Origin of the sequence: Turicibacter sanguinis, from assembly GCF_013046825.1 — a bacterium.
GTDB classification, from domain to species: Bacteria; Bacillota_I; Bacilli_A; order MOL361; family Turicibacteraceae; genus Turicibacter; species Turicibacter sanguinis.
This window is the reverse complement of the sequence record NZ_CP053187.1, coordinates 305,236-320,380: the sequence shown is the minus strand read 5'-3', so window position 1 is coordinate 320,380 and position 15,145 is coordinate 305,236. Positions and strand designations below refer to the sequence as shown.

Annotated in this window: 14 protein-coding genes; 12 read left to right on the top strand and 2 right to left on the bottom strand. The window is 37.1% G+C overall.

Translation table 11 applies throughout. From position 1 onward, the window contains the following. Positions 1–32 precede the first annotated feature (32 nt). The 10 genes from HLK68_RS01710 to HLK68_RS14645 all read left to right on the top strand — a co-directional run bounded on the left by HLK68_RS01710 (position 33) and on the right by HLK68_RS14645 (position 10,142). Positions 33–500, top strand: a complete 468-nt coding sequence (locus HLK68_RS01710; protein ID WP_238843618.1) for a hypothetical protein — start codon at positions 33–35, stop codon at positions 498–500. A 9-nt stretch (positions 501–509) separates the two neighbouring features. Beyond that, on the top strand, positions 510–1,064 hold the full coding sequence (locus tag HLK68_RS01705; RefSeq protein WP_132942887.1) for a hypothetical protein: 555 nt from the start codon (positions 510–512) through the stop codon (positions 1,062–1,064). A gap of 138 nt (positions 1,065–1,202) precedes the next feature. Then, positions 1,203–2,414 carry a nucleotidyltransferase domain-containing protein gene (locus HLK68_RS01700; protein ID WP_170837657.1) on the top strand — a complete coding sequence of 404 codons (1,212 nt, stop codon included), beginning with the start codon at positions 1,203–1,205 and terminating at the stop codon, positions 2,412–2,414. 84 nt (positions 2,415–2,498) lie between these two features. After that, positions 2,499–2,825: a (2Fe-2S)-binding protein gene (locus HLK68_RS01695; protein WP_006783465.1), complete on the top strand. Its 327-nt coding sequence runs from the start codon at positions 2,499–2,501 to the stop codon at positions 2,823–2,825. Positions 2,826–3,184: 359 nt separating this feature from the next. Next, the gene (locus HLK68_RS01690) at positions 3,185–3,595 is read left to right on the top strand and encodes a zinc ribbon domain-containing protein (protein WP_238843617.1); all 411 of its coding nucleotides are present in this window, start codon (positions 3,185–3,187) and stop codon (positions 3,593–3,595) included. A 230-nt stretch (positions 3,596–3,825) separates the two neighbouring features. Beyond that, complete coding sequence (gene ahpC, locus HLK68_RS01685) at positions 3,826–4,389, top strand: alkyl hydroperoxide reductase subunit C (RefSeq protein ID WP_006783459.1); 564 nt, start codon at positions 3,826–3,828, stop codon at positions 4,387–4,389. A 749-nt stretch (positions 4,390–5,138) separates the two neighbouring features. Next, entirely contained in the window at positions 5,139–6,809 is a 1,671-nt protein-coding gene (locus HLK68_RS01680; RefSeq protein ID WP_132942884.1) for an FAD-dependent oxidoreductase, read from the top strand. Between the two features lie 119 nt (positions 6,810–6,928). After that, the gene (locus tag HLK68_RS01675) at positions 6,929–9,235 is read left to right on the top strand and encodes a glycoside hydrolase family 2 protein (protein ID WP_238843615.1); all 2,307 of its coding nucleotides are present in this window, start codon (positions 6,929–6,931) and stop codon (positions 9,233–9,235) included. 69 nt (positions 9,236–9,304) lie between these two features. Continuing rightward, positions 9,305–9,895: a hypothetical protein gene (locus HLK68_RS01670; protein ID WP_132942882.1), complete on the top strand. Its 591-nt coding sequence runs from the start codon at positions 9,305–9,307 to the stop codon at positions 9,893–9,895. A gap of 124 nt (positions 9,896–10,019) precedes the next feature. Continuing rightward, positions 10,020–10,142, top strand: coding sequence for a hypothetical protein (locus HLK68_RS14645; RefSeq protein WP_006783455.1), 123 nt, complete (start codon positions 10,020–10,022; stop codon positions 10,140–10,142). An 81-nt stretch (positions 10,143–10,223) separates the two neighbouring features. Here the strand turns inward: HLK68_RS14645 and HLK68_RS01665 are convergent, their stop codons facing one another. After that, positions 10,224–10,574, bottom strand: coding sequence for a hypothetical protein (locus HLK68_RS01665; RefSeq protein WP_039930959.1), 351 nt, complete (start codon positions 10,572–10,574; stop codon positions 10,224–10,226). An 80-nt stretch (positions 10,575–10,654) separates the two neighbouring features. After that, positions 10,655–12,232 carry a ClC family H(+)/Cl(-) exchange transporter gene (locus tag HLK68_RS01660; RefSeq protein ID WP_132942881.1) on the bottom strand — a complete coding sequence of 526 codons (1,578 nt, stop codon included), beginning with the start codon at positions 12,230–12,232 and terminating at the stop codon, positions 10,655–10,657. Between the two features lie 162 nt (positions 12,233–12,394). Here HLK68_RS01660 and HLK68_RS01655 point away from each other — a divergent pair, with 162 nt between their 5' ends. Together HLK68_RS01655 and HLK68_RS01650 are read left to right on the top strand one after the other, a co-directional pair. Continuing rightward, positions 12,395–13,972 carry a spore germination protein gene (locus HLK68_RS01655; protein ID WP_055164949.1) on the top strand — a complete coding sequence of 526 codons (1,578 nt, stop codon included), beginning with the start codon at positions 12,395–12,397 and terminating at the stop codon, positions 13,970–13,972. 1 nt (position 13,973) lies between these two features. Then, positions 13,974–15,137: a Ger(x)C family spore germination protein gene (locus HLK68_RS01650; RefSeq protein WP_006783451.1), complete on the top strand. Its 1,164-nt coding sequence runs from the start codon at positions 13,974–13,976 to the stop codon at positions 15,135–15,137. Positions 15,138–15,145: the final 8 nt, after the last annotated feature.

Here is a 15,145-nt window from a genome sequence, read left to right as displayed (position 1 = left end):
ATGAGATGAAAAAATACTTTGTCTTCATGATGATGAGTTGTTTGTTATTAGGTGGTTGTTCTGAGAATTTGGCGGTTCAATCGATGAGATGGGCGATTGAAGCGCTTGAGGAAGGTGATTTTAAGGAGGCACGTTCTTATATTGCGTTTGCGCAAAATGAAGGTAACGATCCCGAGTATGCTTCTTTATATGCACAGATGCAGTCTTTAATCGAGATGATGGAGTACTTAGAGGAAGGTGAGCTTGATGCCGCTCTTCTTGCTTGGACGGATTTGAATTTGGTGAACACGAAGTCCGAGGTCGTTAAAGAGGTTGCCATTGAGAAACTGCAGCAGATGCTAGGTGAGATGATTGTTACCTGCGAAGAGGCGGTTGAGAGTGGCGAGTTTAGTGAGGAAAAAGGGATGATTAATCAGGTGATTAAGCGACTTGGCGATATGAAGGTTTTTGATGAGCAGATGACCAAGCTTAAGTATTTGCGAAGACGGATGAATGAATAGGGGGATATGATGAAAAGGTTAGGCGTATTGACTGTTTTGTTGTTGGCCGGATGTAGCGGGAATATTGTGCGATTTGAAAGTGCGGAGGGATTGACGCTTGATTATCAAGAGTCTTTGGATGTGGTCGAGGAAGTAAGTGTTGAGTCCACTATTTCAGAAAGCCTTGATTATGTTGCGATGTTGCTCGGTTTAGGGGAGACACGTGGTGCTGAGCTCGAGCTTGCTAATGTGATAGAATTGATTGAAGTTGAGGGACTCAGTTTAGAAGATTATCCTGAGATTGAGGAGCTTGAAACTTTGATTGAGAGTGCTGAGGATACAAGTTCAGAGTATGCGCACGCGCATGATTTTTCAGGAACAGATGCCATTCAATTAGCCATTGAAGTTTATGGAGCTAGTGATGATATTGTGTATATGTATGATGAGATGCCAGAACATTACGGCGATGATTTAATCGGTTATTATGTCGCCTTAAAATCAGTGGAGCTTGAAGAACAAGGAGCTGATGATCCCATTGTATTGCTGTTATTTGTAGGTGAGGACGGGAGTATAGCTGAATTGTAGAAGAGGATGTGAATCCTCTTTTTTAGTTGTAAAAAACTTTTACGCATTTTATAAAAAAAGACAAAAGGTGCTAAATTTTTTAAAGAAAGCTCTTTATAATATGAAATAATGAGAGCAAGAAGTGAAAGGATGGGGATGATGAATTCAATTCAACGTCAATTTATTAATCTTTTATCTTCTGCAATAAAAAAACAATCAGTTGAAAGCGTAAATCTTCGGGGGAACGATTGGAATCAGTTGATTGAAGAAGCAGAAGCACATAAGGTAAGTGGCTTAGTGTATACCGCCTTGAAACGAAATATTGAATCTTTTGATATCGAGTCAAGCACGCTAGTTAAGTGGAAAAAAGATATCATTTTCGGCAGCTTGAACCAATCGGAACATATCAAAAAAGTCGCCCAGCTTTTAAATTCATTTAATGAAGCACAGATTCCGGTCATTGTGTTAAAGGGCGTGGTACTGCGTTATTTATATCCAGCGCCAGATTTAAGAACTATGAATGATGTAGATGTTTTAGTCCATGAAGAAGATTTGAGAAAAGTTGAAAGTCTATTAACGTCTTTAGGTTATTATAAGTATCAAGAAGAAGGCGAAAAACATGATGTCTATATTAAATCTGGCTATCCGATGGTTGAAGTTCACTGGATGCTTAGTCATGAGAGAACGTTTAAAGGATGTGTTGAGTATGAGAAAAGTATTTGGAATCGAGTTCGCGAGGTTGAGGTTGAAGGGGTTAGATCACTAACGCTCGGTTATAATGATTTTTTATTACATTTAATGATTCATATGGCTTCTCATGCAGCTTCACATGGATTCGGCGTTCGTTTTTTAACAGATATTGTGTTGATGATTGAGCAAGAAGGAGCTTATATTGATTGGGCACAATTTAAGAAAGATATTCGTCAGTGTGAGATTGAGACGTTTACAGGAATTATGCTTTGCTGTTGTGAAGATTTATTTGATTTTAAGATTCCAATGGAATTAGAAGAGATTGCAGATGTGAATTTGAAGTATTTAGATGCCTTAGAAACCGAAATTTTAGATTGCGGGGTCCATGGACTCCGTGAAAAAGGGAATTTAATTGTTAAAGAAATGGCGTATAATCGCGAAGAACGCCAGTTATTTAAGCGATTTTTGAAGTTTATTTTTCCACCGATTGACTCGATGAGTGAGAAATATGATTATGCAAAAAAACGTCGGTACTTAACTCTTGTGGCGTGGATTCACCACTTTTTTGCTGGTGTTTTTCATTCGGATTACAAGTTAGGGGAAAAAGTTAGATTCTTTTTCTTCGGAATGAATTCAATGAAACAACGTTCAGATTTAATTCGTTGGTTAGACTTGGAGTAGGGGAATAATCTTGCAAATGATGTGACAAACTAACAAAATATGCTATGATAAAAAGGATTATTTTTTATTAGGAGGAATCAAATCATGGCAGGACATGCACACAAAATGATTTGCCACTGTAAGCAAGTGGATTACATTACAATTCGTAAAGCAATGATTCAGGGAGCTCGTACGATTGACGAGATTAAAGAAATGACAGGAGCTGGAACAGCTTGTGGTGGATGTTTACCAAAAATCCAAGCGATTTTAGATTCTGTTTGCGGATGTAAACAAGTGATGTTAGCGGATGTGGTAGCAGCTGTTGAAGGTGGAGCCACAACGGTTGAAGAAGTTGGAGAAAAAACGGGAGCTGGGACAGCTTGCGGACGTTGTAAAGCACTAGTTCAAAATGTTATTGATTTAGGACGTTAATTGATGTGTCATTAAGAGATGAGCTGTATTAAATGACTGAGATGATATAGTCATGGAGTCAGATGCTCTTTTTCATTAAAGACTATAGCTTTTTTGAGAGAAATGTAAAATCACCTTTCATTCTATAATAGAGTTGTTCAGACTACTATTTTTTTGAAGAAAGGTGATTTTTATTAATTAATAAGGAAAATAGTTTATTTCATACAAAGTGGAGGGGTTTAAATCCAGTTGACGAAAGTTAGTACTTTCTATTTAAAGTTCTGCCTCATTTTATTAAATATCTAAATGAATATTATTGAGAATAAGAGTAGACATCTTTTTGTAATGGTGGTAAATTTAGTATGATTGGAGGATATTTAATGAAGTGGAGCTGTGAAAAGTGTGCAAAATTAAATAGACAAAAAGCGAATTTTTGTCAGGCATGTGGTGAAAAAAAGACGGCATATGTCGTACCAGCAGATAAATTAACGAGAAACTCTTTTTTTATGTTAAGCTCATATGCTAATAGTTTGCGAGTTTTAGCTATTGGAGGATCTTTGTTTGGATTGATTCTGATACTCAGTCAAATTCTTCATGAAGAAGATTTAATGATGGCAAGTATCATTGGATTTGGAATGATGGTAGTCATTATTCTTTTTTTAGGGCTAGCAGAGATTTTAGATTGGATGGTACAAGTTGAAAAAGAAAATTATCAAATGGCTAAAGCAATTGAAGAGTTAACGAATGTCAATAAAGAAATTTTAAATTGGCTTAAAGTAAAAAAAGAATAGATAAGAAACTTAAATGAAAAGAGTTTAGAATGAGTCTAAATTCTTTTCATTTTTTTGTTATCAGATAATTGAGTATAGACAACTTTGACGGGTTCATAATAATCAAGGGTATTTAGGTCAAATAAAAAGCTTTAAATTTTTTTGAAATCATATTGACTTTTAAGAAGTCAAAGCCTATAATACTAATATCAGTAATGATTACTGTTTCTATTTTAGAGGAGGAATGTAAAATGTCATTAATCGGTACTCAAATTATGGATTACAAATTACAAGGTTATCAAAACGGGGAGTTCAAAGAATTCACTGCTGAAGCAGCTAAAGGAAAATGGGCTGTTTATGTATTCTATCCAGCAGATTTCACTTTCGTTTGCCCAACTGAATTAGGAGATTTAGCAGATAAATATGCTGAATTTAAAGAAGCAGGATGCGAAATCTACTCTGTCTCAACAGATACTCATTTCGTTCACAAAGCATGGGCTGATGCATCTGAAACAATCGCTAAAATTCAATATCCAATGTTAGCTGACCCAACTGGAAAATTAACTCGTGCATTCGGAGTTATGATCGAAGAAGAAGGTATGGCTTTACGCGGAAGCTTCGTTGTTAATCCAGAAGGTGTTATCAAAGCTTACGAAATCCATGACAATGGAATCGGACGTGATGCAGACGAATTATTCCGTAAAGTACAAGCTGCTCAATTCGTAGCTGCTCACGGAGACCAAGTTTGCCCTGCAAAATGGAAACCAGGACAAGAAACATTAACACCAAGCTTAGACTTAGTAGGTAAGCTATAAGAAAAAGGTTGAGTCGAGCGGTTATCATCTCGTAAAAGTGAATTCTCACCGGATTGTTCGAATTGTGAACAAGGAGAGGGAGAAGAACTTTATAGAGATGTTGCTCGATGAAACTAGATTGATTATAAAAAGCTGAGATTGGCGCTTAACACACGCAGAAAATGATAAGAGCCCGTAGTGTCAGAGACACAAGTGGCTATTGAATTTTACCAGTGTGTTGCCAATCGAAGCTGGATTTGTAGATAGGCCTTTATACAAAGTCCTGATAGGTGATGTATAAAACAAAGCTATAATCAGGCTAGGTAAATCAAGAGGTTTGTAACATTTTATAAGAATAAGGAGATTTCCTCCTTATTCTTATAAATATACTAATAGAAAATGATTTCAATAAAATTGTATAATATTGTAATATTCATTATAAATGTGTGATGAGAGGAACTGATTTAAGTCCCTTTGATCGTTATTTATAATAACGAAAAAATAAAGAAGCATTTAAATGAAGAGGTGTGCGACTCATCATTTAAGATAAGAGAATGTAAATGTGGATAATGGAGGAAATATCCCCAGAGAAAAATTTCTAAGTTGAACGAGTTCAACAGAAATTTTAAATCTCCGGGATTCCCTAAAGGATTAAGCTATTCTAAAGCTCAAAAAATCTCGCCAAGAATAGCTATAAAACTCCCTCTTGGTTTCACTACGTTTAATCACAATAACTATAAGAAGAGAAGAATTATAAGGAGGAAATAAAAATGAATAAAACAATTTATGATGTTATTATTATTGGTGCTGGAGCAGCTGGGATGTCTGCTGGAATTTATTCTGGACGTGCGAAAATGAAAACGTTAGTGTTAGAGCAAGGTTCTGCTGGGGGACAAGCGAAAACAACAAATGAAATCGTGAACTACCCAGGGGTACGTCACACAACAGGACCAAAGTTAATGGAAGAAATGCATAAGCAAGCTGAAGATTTCGGTGTGAAATTTACTCAAGCTGAAGTTTTAGAAGCTAACTTAGAAGGTGAAGTTAAGGTTTTAAAAACAACAAATGGTGATTTCCAAACGCGTTCAGTGATCATCGCAACTGGAGCAACTCCACGACAACTTGGATTCCCAGGTGAAGCAGAATATCGTGGACGTGGGGTAGCATACTGTGCAACTTGTGATGGTGAGTTCTATACAGGTTTAGAAGTATTCGTGATTGGTGCTGGATTTGCAGCAGCTGAAGAAGCGATTTTCTTAACTCGTTTCGCTCGTAAAGTAACAGTTATCGCCCGTGAACCTGAATTCACTTGTGCAAAAACAATCGCTGATAAAGTATTAGCTCATCCAAAAATTGAAGTTAAATTCAACACTGAAGTAGTAGAAGCGACTGGGGACGAATTATTACGTCGAGTAAAATTCATCAATAATCAAACGGGAGAAACTTTTGAGCATGTAGCGTCAGAAGAGGATGGAACTTTTGGAATCTTCATCTTTGCAGGATACGTGCCACAAACAAAAGTATTTAATGGTTTAGTTGATATGGACCGTCAAGGATATATCATCACGGATGAAAATATGCACACAAGTGTAGAAGGAGTTTATGCAGCCGGAGACTTACGTCCAAAAATGTTACGTCAAATTGTAACAGCTGTATCTGATGGAGCCATCGCTTCTTTAGAAGCTGAAAAATACGTAGCTCATGAAAAAGAACGTTTAGGAATTGTTGAAGAAGAAGTTGTAGAAGAGGCTCCTAAACAAGAAGTTAAACAACCTGAAGCGCCAAAAGCGGCTCCAGTTGGAGGACGTTCAGCTTTATTAAATGATGCCTTACGTGAACAAATCGGAACCGTTTTAAGTCGTATGGAAAATAACGTGACTTTAGTAACAATCGTGGATCCATCTAACGAAAAATCAATCGAGTTACGTGACCTTGTGATTGATATTGCAAACTTAGGTGATAAGTTAGAAGCAGTCGTGAAAATTAAAGGTGAAGACCAAGCTCTAGAAGAAAAAGTAAATGCCGATAAATATCCAGTGGTTGCCTTATTAAATAAAGATGGAGAATATTCAGGAGTTAAATTCCACGGAGTACCTGGTGGACATGAGTTAAACTCATTCTTATTAGCTATCTATAATTTAGCTGGACCAGGACAAGCATTAGATGCATCTGTTTTAGAAGCAATCAAAGGAATCGACAAAAAAGTTAACATTAAAGTTGCCGTGTCATTATCATGCCACTTATGTCCAGACGTTGTAGTCGGAGCACAACGTATTGCGATTGAAAATCCAAACGTTGAAACAGAAATGTTAGACATCGCAAACTTCCCAGAATTAAAAACAAAACACAAAGTCATGTCAGTACCATGTATGATCATCAACGATGAAAAAGTAACATTCGGATCAAAATCAATCCAGGATATGATTAATTTCATCGCTTAATTGAATATAGAAAAGGACCAGTCGTAAAGATTGGTCTTTTTAATTTATATTTGATTTAAAATACGGACGAACGGTTAGAATAAGACTAGATATTAAAATGAAGTTTGAGGGATATGCTGATGAGAATAGTCGAATTTCTAGATGATTGGTATTTTTCATATGATGGACATGAAGAGGAATTGGTGAAAATTCCTCATACTCATACGATGATGCCGCCTAATTACTTAGACGCAAAGGCATACCAATTCAAGAGTCTTTATCGTAAATCATTGAGCCTTGCGCCAAGATTTAAAGGGGAACGTTTTTTCCTAACATTCGATGGGGTGGCGACAACGGCCAAAGTTTTTGTGAATGATGAGTTGATTTTTCATCATGAGGGTGGCTATACGCCATTTGAGGTCGAAATTCCCTCAGGTGATATCGAGCTTAAGGTAGAGGTCGATGGTGCCGAGCAAGCGCATATTCCACCGTTTGGAGGCGTGATTGATTATTTAACTTATGCGGGGATGTATCGGGAAGTTTATTTGAAGCGAGTCTCATCTGTTTACATTGAAAATATTTTTGTACGCGGATCAGCAAGTAAGGTTATCGACGTCGATGTGACGTTATCATCGACAACGTCAGTTGATAAACTTGATGTCATGATCTCGCATGAAAAAAATGTTGTTCGTGCGATACAGGTACCTATTTTAAATCAGAAGGTGGTTCATTTAACGACGTTGATGAAGCAGGCAAAACTTTGGGATTTAGAGCATCCTTATTTATATACGGTTGAGGTTCGATTGAAAAAAGGAGATGAAGTCATCGATGTGGCGTCAACTCGTTTTGGATTTCGAGATGCACAGTTTAGAAGTGATGGGTTTTATTTAAATGATCAATTAGTGAAATTGGTTGGATTAAGTCGCCATCAGTGTTACCCCGGTGTTGGGGATGCGATGCCAAGATTATTACAAGAGCGTGATGCAGAAATTTTGAAGCAGGAACTCGGGTTGAATATGGTACGAACGTCTCATTACCCGCAGTCGAAACATTTTTTAAATCGTTGTGACGAACTGGGATTATTAGTTTTTGAGGAAGTTCCAGGCTGGCAATCTGTTGGTGAGAGTGAATCATGGCACTATTTAATGCTTCAAAATGTTCAGGATATGATTTTAAGGGACCGAAATCATCCAAGCATTGTGCTTTGGGGAGTGGGAGTTAATGATTCATCTGATGACGAGTCCCTTTATACAAAGGCCAATCTACTCGCTCATGACCTGGATCCGACTCGTCAAACGGGAGGTGGAGGTCAGTTTGGGCATCCTCAATTATTTGAAGATGTTTACACGTTTGATGATTTTTCAAATGCGCCACTCTTAAGTACGAAAAAGGTGGTAAAGGATTCGAAGATTCCTTATTTAGTCAGTGCCCATACCGGTCATATGTATCCGACGAAACGTTATGATAATGAGGAACAGCGATTAGAGCAGGCGATGCGTCATGTTAAAGTGATGAATAAGATGATGGGAAGTAAACGAATAAGTGGAGCTATTGGATGCTGTTTGTTTGATTATCCAACGCATATGGAGTTTGGAAGTGGCGATGGCATGTGTTATCACGGGGTGCTTGATTTTAATCGCATTCCAAAGTTATCAGCTTTTGTTTATGCTTCACAGCAAGAAAAGATTCCCGTTATGGAGGTCGGAACAAGCTTTAATATTGGGGAGCATGCTGGTGGGATACTCGGTCCGATTTATGTGTTTACAAATTGTGATTATGTAAATTTATTTAAGAATGATGTGTTAATTAAAGGATTTTATCCAAATCACAGGGAGTTTAAGTATTTGAAGCATCCTCCTATTTTAATTGATGATTTGATTGGAGATATGCTTCAGGAAGAGGAAGGAATGACGAAGTGGGATGCTGATAATGTTAAAAAGGTGTTGATGGCATCTTCGATGCATGGCATGAATTTACCACCTCGCTATAAGTTACGAATGGCGATTGCCATCCTTCGATATGGCATTAGTGTTGAAGAAGAGATGGGGATGTATGGAAAGTATGTCGGAAATCTCAAAGATTCGCACACGGTATATCGACTAGAAGGATATAAAGGTGGACAGTTGGTGAAGACGAAGTGCTTGGGATCAGTGAGAAATCCAAGGTTGGTGGCAAAGGCTGATTATGAGGTGGTGCCTCTTCATGAGACGTATGAGATAAATCGAATTGTGGTTCAGGTGAGGTGTGAGAATGGGAATGTGTTGCCGTATGCATTTGATAGTTTAAGAGTTGAAACGCTAGGTCCGATTGAATTGGTTGGTCATGCACCAGCCATTGTTGGAGGAGCAGCTGCGATTTATGTGAAAACGACAGGTAAGGGAATGGGGGATGTGATGATTAGAAGCGGGCAGTTTGGGGACTGTGAAGTTGAGTTTGCAATTATTTAAAAGTGTATTTAAATAGTAGAAAATCTGTTATAATTAGTAAAAATAAATAAAATATAGGAGAGTATTAGGATGAGAATTGTTAATCCACGACGATTTACGATAGCTTGTATCGTCTTTATCATATTGATTGGGCTGTTAGGATACGGTATTTATCGTGGAGGGATATGGGTTATTACGATGATTAGTGCACCATTTCAACAGAATCGTTCAATGGTGACTGAACTGGTTCAAGAGGACCTTTTGGTGAGTAATCCAGTGATTGTGCCTGTTGAAGTTGAAGAGGTAGTTGATCCTTTGGTTGCGGAATTAGAATGGATTTCAAGATTTGTCGTCGGGTGCGAAACAACGGTCTTGCTTGAAGATGGCATCGCGAGTTTAACGTTTGAGGTCATTCCTAAGATGGCGTTGAATTATTATCCAAGAAATGAAATGACAAGCCGAATTTACAAACAAACGTTAAAGTTGTTACGTGATATTTCAAAGATGGAGCATGTCAGTGAGCTTAAACAGCTAGATATTCTCTACCTTGACAATCGTTTTACAAGTATTGAAAATCCAGTTGGAGAAGTCATGTTATTAAGTTTTGATAAGGATGCGATTGCTAATAAAGATTGGAACGCGGCGTCGTGGCTTGAAATAGAAAATTATATGAGTCAATAGAACTCGTGAGCAAAAGCTTACGAGTTTTTTTTGAAACACTTTGAGCAGATATTTAGCCATCAATTATTTTTGAAAAATAAAAATGATTTTGGTATAATTTGTCGTAGGAAAGTGGGGGAGAACGATGTACCTATTAATTGGTTTAGGTTTATGTATGCTTATGTTAGTATTGACCGTTTTATTAACGTTAAATGCTGTTCATTTAGAGGAAAGATTCAATAAGTTAAGAAAACGTAGTTCAAATTAAAAAAGTCGCTCAAAGTTTGAGCGACTTTTTTTATCGTCTTGTTACGATTTAGTAAAAGATCAGGACGACTCAAGCCATCATTTAGATGAATGACGTATTAATCCAGTTACTTAGATGAACGAGGTTTGTGATTAAGAAGAAGATTAGAATTAAACTAATGGTCAAATTGATGAGGCGTAGAATGCGGCGATCATCGATTTGTTGGATGCGATAGAGGAGGTATCCAAGGAGTGCAATAGGTAGAAGGATTTTAAGAAAGATAATACCGAAAGGATTTCCGAATAAAATGGCGTTGAATCCGTTCGTAGCAGGCTTAAAGTTAGCGTTAAATAAAATCATCCCAAGCATTAAATCGATAATATTTAGGATGTATATGAGCCCAAGCTTGTGAGCAATTGTTTTGAATTCATAGTTTTTTAAGTAAAGTATCATCATAACTCACTCCTTTTTTTAGTTCGTGAGTTTGTTATGGATGATTTTATGAAAATTAATCAAAACGGCGTGAAAATTTTTCACGCCGTTTTAATATGAGTGGAATCACAGTAGGTGAGAAGGTCATCTCTAATCGTTCCTGCTACCGATTCACTTACCAAGACAATTAAAATATCGCCAGAATGAAGCAGCGTATTTCCCCTTGGAATAATCTCCTCATTTCCTCGCTTCACACTGACTAGCAAACAATTTTCAGGCAACGCCAAATCCTTCACACATTTGCCATCAATAAAAGAATCGAAGAAAATAGGGACTTCGAGCAAGGTTTTGGTTTCACACAGGGCATCATTTGAATCTGTTTGGCTGCCTTTTAAAATACGATGCAGAAGTGTTTCATAAATAGGCTCACTTCTAAATAATTCAGCTACTGTATAAGAAATGAGTGAGATTAAAGACAGTGACAGTAAATGTGAAAATGAGCCAGTCATCTCAGTAATTAAAATAATCCCAGTCATAGGGGCTCTGACAATCGCTGTAAAATAACCGGCCATCGCGAGAATGATAAAGTTTTGAATAAACTGTTCATCGATTCTAAAATAAGCAGATAAGACATTTCCAAAAAGCGCACCAGTTAAAGCTCCGAGCACGAGTAATGGGAAGAAGATGCCTCCTGGTACTGAAGAGCCAAAGCTAATCATTGAAAAAATAAACTTACTCATCAACAAAATCAAAATAAAGGCAATTGTAAAATTTCCTTCCGTCAAACTTTCAACCAGTGAGTGCCCCCCTCCTAAAACTTCAGGCAACACAAACAGTAAAACGCCGGCCATTAAAAAGGGAATGAGAGGGCGATATTGTTTTTTTAGCCACGTCATAGAGTCGTAAGTATCTAATGTTTTTTCCGTTATTTTATTATAAAAGACCCCACATAAGCCGGTTATGATTCCAAGAATAACGATAAGTCCATAAGATGTCAGTGGAATGGTTTCAAGTCGATTAAACTGAAAGACAGGTTTTAATCCAAAAAAGTGTTTAGAAATAAAGTCAGCGGTTAGTGATGCAGACATGGCGGACACTAGAATGAGTGGTGAGAAATGTTTGTGAACTTCTTCTAGTGAAAACATGACACCCGCAAGAGGGGCATTAAAAGCGGCAGCAAGTCCTGCACTAGCACCACTTGTGATCAGGTATTTTTCCTCGATATTTGGGCGTTTAAATAGGCGGCTAATCCACTGTGCAGTTGCAGCTCCGAGTTGAATAGAAGGCCCCTCCCTTCCAACAGATAACCCGGCTCCTATACAAAGGGTTCCACCGATAAATTTACGAATTAATACAGACACTGGATTCATATGCAGTTTATTAGCAAGCACCCCTTCCACTTGTGGAATTCCAGACCCGCAAATCATGGGATCTTTAATCATGAGCCGTCCCACGAAAAGGGCAGCGAGAACTAATAAAATAAACCATCCTCCAATCATCCATAATGGTTGATTTAAGGTGATGAGCTGTCTAATATGCTCAGCTTTTTCTAAGATCATTCGATAAAAAACAACCATGAATCCCGAAGCTATCCCAACTAAAATGCCTTGCATAGCTAGTTTTAATTTTAAATGGTCAAACTGCGTGATGAGCCCCCTTATCGAAATTCTATCATTCATAATAGGCCCCCTTCCTAAGATTTTCGTCTTTATTATAGTTCCTCGTGAAATGAAATTCAAGGAGTTTTACAAAAATAGGTAAATGTGATTATTAAGTTAATTTTGTATAACTGGTTCACATTCTCAAATAATAAGACTAAATGTAAAAAGTAGGTGAACTTTATGGATATCTTTCGCGTTTTTAAAGGAAAGAAAAATACAAAAGCCCCTGAGCATCAGCCAAAAAAGATTCCTTTATTTAAGCAGATAGATAAAAATACAGAAAAAATTAAACAGGATTTAGGAAATGCTAATGATTTAATTGTTCGGGAATTTGAATTAAAAGGCGTATCAGGCTTAAAAGGAATTGTTCTTGGAATTGATGGGTTAATTGATAGTAATCAAGCCGAGGATTTTATTGTTCGTGTTTTAATGATTGATTTATCTCTAGTAGGTGATAGTGGAGAAAAAGATCGACCGTTACAAACCTTTAAAACGATTTATCAATCACGTATCAGTATGATGTCGGCAAGTTGTGGCGAAGATTATACTGATCTATACGATAAATTATTGACAGGACAAATTATTGTCATCTTAGATGGGGTTGCTCAGTTTATGGCTTTTGACTGTAAAGGGTGGCAAATGCGCTCTATTACAGCACCTGAAACAGAGATTGCCACACGCGGACCAAAAGATTCTTTTGTTGAGACTATTCGCGTGAATACAGCGCTTATTCGCCGTCATATTAAGGACCCACGTCTTCGATTTGACACGTATAAAGTCGGAAGAAGTTCTCAAACAGATGTCTTTGTCGTTTATCTTGAAGGGGTAGTAAATAAAGAATTCGTTCAGATTGCAAAGCAACGAATTGAAGCGATTGATATTAGCTGTATCACGGATAGTAGCCAGTTGATGCAATTAATTGAAGATCATCATTGGACCGTTTTTCCACGTTTGATTGAAACCGAACGTCCTGATAAGGTAACGGCCGCTGTTGTACATGGTGCGATTGCCATTATGGTCGATAATACACCATTTCAAATCATTGCCCCCTCTTATTTTCCAATGATGTTTCAAACAGCCGATGATTACTATAATCGTCCGGTTATTGCAACATTTGAACGGTTACTTCGTTACTTAGCGTTTATGATTGTTATTTTGATTCCAGGTCTTTATATCGCGATTTCAACGTATCATCAAGAAATGATTCCAACCGTTTTACTGGTGACGATTATCGATCAACGGAGTGCCAATCCATTCCCTACCATTGTTGAAACGTTAATCATTATGACCTTATTTGAAATTTTACGGGAAGCTTCCGTTCGTAAACCAAAAGCCATTGGGGATTCGATGACCATTGTGGGTTCATTAATTATCGGACAAACGTTAGTTCAAGCAGGACTTGTTTCCTCGATGGTGATTATTATTGGTTCATTAACGGCTATTTCTTCTTTTATTTTATCAAATATTCGTTTAAATAATGCGGTTCGAATTTTAAGCTTTGTGTTCATGTTACTCGGTGCAGCATTTGGTTTATATGGGATTACCCTTGGATTCCTTGCTCTGATTCTGCATTTATGTAGTCTAACGACCTTTAATCAACCTTTTATGGCACCGATTGCGCCTTTTAATTTACATGATCAAGAAGATCAATTTATTCGTTTACCGCTTTCTTGGATGAAATATAGACCGAAAATTTTTAACTCTCCAGATCGTGTCCAACACAATCTAGAAAATCCAAAACGAGAAGAGGAGGTATAAGATGAAACGGTTGTTTATCTTAGTTATGATGTGTTTTTGTTTAACCGGATGCGCCCATAAAATTGAAATGAGCAATATTGGACTTGTGGCAGGGCTTGGAATTGATAAAACATCAACGGGATATTTGATGACAGCTCAAGTTGTTAATCCAACTTCGATTGCCGGTAATCATCAAAATACACTTCCAATCGTAACGATTCAAGCTGAGGGGAGTACGATATTTGAGTCGTATCGTCGATTATCAAATTTGACTTCTAAAGTGCTATATTTGCCTCATCTAAGCGTGATTGTCATTGATGAAAACATTGCCAAAGATGGCATTAATGATGTATTAGATGCTGCTCTTCGCAATGTTAAAATTCGTCCTAATATTTCCTTAGTCGTCGCAAAAGAAACCATGGCTGCAACGGTTTTATCAACGTTAGCTCCAAACGAGACGATTCCGATTAATCAGTTAAATTCTTTAACGAACATGTGTCATGTGTGTACCGGAAGACAAGTCAGTTATAACTTATATGATGCGATTAATATGGTAAATGCTAGAGGAGTAGAGCTTGTTTTAAATAGTGTTGAAATTAAAAGTAATGACCCAAGTGCTGGGGAAAATGTTGATAATATTTTAGAGGTTAATTCCCCTAGTCAATTTGAGGTTAATTATTTAGCGGCTTTTAAGCAAGATAAGTTTGTTGGCTATTTAAATAGTCATGAGGCAGAGTTCTATAATGTTTTGATGGATAATGCCGAACGTTATGTCGTGAATGCCGTTGTTGATGACTATAATATTACGTTTGAAGCACGAGGGACTAAAACGGACATTAAGCCAAATATGGATGAAAATAAGGTATCCGTTAAATGTGAAGTATCAGGTTATATTATGGAAAATCAATATCCAATTGACTTAAGTAAACCTGAGAATCTGACAACGGTTGAAACCTATATCGCACAAGCAATGAAGGAAAATTTAATTCAAGTCATTACGAAAACTCAAACTGAATTTAAGAGTGATATTATTGGAGTAGGATCAAAAATTTATATGAAAGATCCAAAAAAATGGCATGAGTTGCAAGGGTATTGGTCAGACATTTATCCGACATTGACCTTTGATGTTGAAGTAGAAGCTAATATTATATCCGTTGGAGATATTCAAAATCTACAACAAAAATAAAGGGAGGT

Bases quoted from the DNA above. Each gene is read 5' to 3' on its own strand.
- HLK68_RS01710 (WP_238843618.1), top strand. From the start codon at position 33: ATGAGTTGTTTGTTATTAGGTGGTTGTTCTGAGAATTTGGCGGTTCAA.
- HLK68_RS01705 (WP_132942887.1), top strand. From the start codon at position 510: ATGAAAAGGTTAGGCGTATTGACTGTTTTGTTGTTGGCCGGATGTAGC.
- HLK68_RS01700 (WP_170837657.1), top strand. From the start codon at position 1,203: ATGAATTCAATTCAACGTCAATTTATTAATCTTTTATCTTCTGCAATA.
- HLK68_RS01695 (WP_006783465.1), top strand. From the start codon at position 2,499: ATGGCAGGACATGCACACAAAATGATTTGCCACTGTAAGCAAGTGGAT.
- HLK68_RS01690 (WP_238843617.1), top strand. From the start codon at position 3,185: ATGAAGTGGAGCTGTGAAAAGTGTGCAAAATTAAATAGACAAAAAGCG.
- ahpC (WP_006783459.1), top strand. From the start codon at position 3,826: ATGTCATTAATCGGTACTCAAATTATGGATTACAAATTACAAGGTTAT.
- HLK68_RS01680 (WP_132942884.1), top strand. From the start codon at position 5,139: ATGAATAAAACAATTTATGATGTTATTATTATTGGTGCTGGAGCAGCT.
- HLK68_RS01675 (WP_238843615.1), top strand. From the start codon at position 6,929: ATGAGAATAGTCGAATTTCTAGATGATTGGTATTTTTCATATGATGGA.
- HLK68_RS01670 (WP_132942882.1), top strand. From the start codon at position 9,305: ATGAGAATTGTTAATCCACGACGATTTACGATAGCTTGTATCGTCTTT.
- HLK68_RS14645 (WP_006783455.1), top strand. From the start codon at position 10,020: ATGTACCTATTAATTGGTTTAGGTTTATGTATGCTTATGTTAGTATTG.
- HLK68_RS01665 (WP_039930959.1), bottom strand. From the start codon at position 10,574: ATGATACTTTACTTAAAAAACTATGAATTCAAAACAATTGCTCACAAG.
- HLK68_RS01660 (WP_132942881.1), bottom strand. From the start codon at position 12,232: ATGAATGATAGAATTTCGATAAGGGGGCTCATCACGCAGTTTGACCAT.
- HLK68_RS01655 (WP_055164949.1), top strand. From the start codon at position 12,395: ATGGATATCTTTCGCGTTTTTAAAGGAAAGAAAAATACAAAAGCCCCT.
- HLK68_RS01650 (WP_006783451.1), top strand. From the start codon at position 13,974: ATGAAACGGTTGTTTATCTTAGTTATGATGTGTTTTTGTTTAACCGGA.